The organism is Mesobacillus sp., from assembly GCF_049588175.1.
Lineage (GTDB): Bacteria > Bacillota > Bacilli > Bacillales > Cytobacillaceae > Mesobacillus.
The window spans coordinates 1-1,672 of sequence record NZ_JBAVFI010000035.1; the positions used below are offsets into that span (position 1 = coordinate 1).

3 protein-coding genes are annotated in these 1,672 nt (G+C 40.8%); all 3 read right to left on the reverse strand.

Translation table 11 applies throughout. The annotated features are described in order from the left end of the window. A partial coding sequence (locus tag WB217_RS00765; RefSeq protein WP_423989718.1) for an ABC transporter permease subunit occupies positions 1-844 on the reverse strand: 844 nt, incomplete at its 3' end. Positions 845-1,242: 398 nt separating this feature from the next. Beyond that, positions 1,243-1,386 (reverse strand): hypothetical protein, encoded by a 144-nt coding sequence (locus WB217_RS00770; protein ID WP_423989720.1) that lies wholly within the window; start codon positions 1,384-1,386, stop codon positions 1,243-1,245. A gap of 46 nt (positions 1,387-1,432) precedes the next feature. Then, the gene (locus tag WB217_RS00775) at positions 1,433-1,648 is read right to left on the reverse strand and encodes a hypothetical protein (RefSeq protein ID WP_423989722.1); all 216 of its coding nucleotides are present in this window, start codon (positions 1,646-1,648) and stop codon (positions 1,433-1,435) included. Between the last annotated feature and the right edge of the window lie 24 nt (positions 1,649-1,672).

Consider the following 1,672-nt stretch of genomic DNA (forward strand, 5'->3'; position numbering starts at 1 on the left):
CGGATACTCCGTCCACCCCGATATCAAGCCCGATGTTAAAGCCTGTCCCGCTAAAGACTGCCTGGAACAGCCCACTGGCAGCTCCTTTGAAATCGGTCAGTTTTTCGACGATAAATAGATTTGATAAAACATAGAGTGTGATGGTATTCGCATGCGCAAGGATTTTGGGCAATGAATTTTTCAAGATATGAAGGAACAATATTTTTGTTCCAGAAGTCCCTTTCGATCTAGCGGTTCGGATGTAGTCGTTCCCCTCCTGCTCACGGAGACTTACATTGGTGATATTCGCAAGGTAAAAAACAGGATATATCATTAAAAATAGAATACAAACAACATAGGTTTCGAGATTATCGCTGCCGAACAAGGCGACATGAAAAAATAACCCTTTTTCATACAGATACATCAAGCCAATTTGAGTGATGATGATGAAAAAGAGATCCGGCATCGAGATGAACAGCCACGTCGTCCCGTTCCCCAAAAAGTTCAGCTTTCGCTTCTGCATCTGGAAATCAAAGATGCCCTTCAATACACCAAAAATAAAAGCCAAAATCAAGGCTGGCACAATCAGCAGCAAACTCTTCCAAGCCTTGGGCACTATTTTTTCCGAGTAAGACTGGCCCGGGATGATTTCCCCAAACCCCTGGTTTTCTTTTAAATACGCAAAGAAACCCTTAATATTCCCAATGTGCTTGTCAACATCATAAACATAGGCGGCCGATTCAAATTGCCCGCCCTTCCCCACCTCATACTTCGTCGTATTCGGCAAAAATAAAATCGCTATAAACAAAAATACGCAGATGATCCATAACAAAAATTGCTCAATTACCTTTTTCAAATAAACCATTTTTCCTCCTGCTGTGCCGACTAGAAGCAGAGGGACGTACCCTTTGCTTCTTTTAGAGTAAAGTTCAACGTCCTAATATTATAGGATCCAATGAAAACTTCTATTAATGAAAGGAAGCATAAGATACGTCCCCATGCTTCAACAAATATCACTTAAATCATTTTTCATCCTCATCAATTTTATTCCCCCATTCAAAACCAGACTTACCCAAATAATAGAGGACTCCCGCGGACAATAAAACAGATAATATTGCTATTATAACTCCCATTTTAACCTCCTGAAAATATCGCTTCTATTAATCATAACTGACCCGTTTGCTAATTAAGAAAACTGCCTGTTTGGCAGTTGGTTCGCTGGCGTTAATCCTTCATCCTTCATTGATCAAAGCACTCGAGGGGTTAGTTCTTTATATTGGCAATAAACTCCCCAACGTTACCTCCCAGCCGGTAGGCTGCATACCAAATCCATAATGTTAACCCCACTGCTGTAAGGACTGGATGCTTTTCCATTAGTCTTTTCAGTTCTTTCGAAAAATCGACCATCTCCTCAGCTCCTTGTTTATGTATTGGGCTACGTCATTCGCCCTTATTATCTTTTGCTAAAATTAGCCCCTGCTATTACTATTGCCCCCAGTACAATGTAAGTGCCGGTCTCTAAACCACCGCCCCAAGCGAGTGTATTGAGAGGACGCTTTTGATGTGCTGCTGCCATTATTATCGAATCTGAAATGGAATTCAGACCATAAAGGATAAGACCAGTAAGTATTGCTTGTACCACAATAAAAATCCCTAGCAATTCTTTCATTATTACTCTCCTTTACCATTTACA

Excerpts from the sequence above, each read along its gene's own strand:
- WB217_RS00770 (WP_423989720.1), bottom strand. The coding sequence starts at position 1,386 with ATGGTCGATTTTTCGAAAGAACTGAAAAGACTAATGGAAAAGCATCCA.
- WB217_RS00775 (WP_423989722.1), bottom strand. The coding sequence starts at position 1,648 with ATGAAAGAATTGCTAGGGATTTTTATTGTGGTACAAGCAATACTTACT.